The 244-nt window shown below is 69.7% G+C and carries 1 protein-coding gene; it reads right to left on the reverse strand.

Annotated features, from left to right (window positions below):
• On the reverse strand, nucleotides 1-244 hold a 244-nt coding region (locus tag IG88_RS0138130; protein WP_031051579.1), incomplete at both ends, for a ketoacyl-synthetase C-terminal extension domain-containing protein.

The raw sequence follows: 244 nt of genomic DNA on the forward strand, positions 1-244 counted from the left end.
CCGGCAGCGCCGCCGGCGCCTGCTCCAGAACCACATGCGCGTTCGTACCGCTGATCCCGAACGAAGACACAGCAGCCCGACGCGGACGCCCCGTCTCCGGCCACACACGACTCTCCGTGACCAGCTCCACCGCACCCGACGCCCAGTCCACATGCGGCGTCGGCTCATCCACGTGCAACGTCTTCGGCACCACACCGTGCCGCATCGCCTCGACCATCTTGATGACGCCCGCCACACCGGCCGC

Origin of the sequence: Streptomyces sp. NRRL F-5650 (genome assembly GCF_000721365.1) — a bacterium.
GTDB lineage: Bacteria > Actinomycetota > Actinomycetes > Streptomycetales > Streptomycetaceae > Streptomyces > Streptomyces ardesiacus.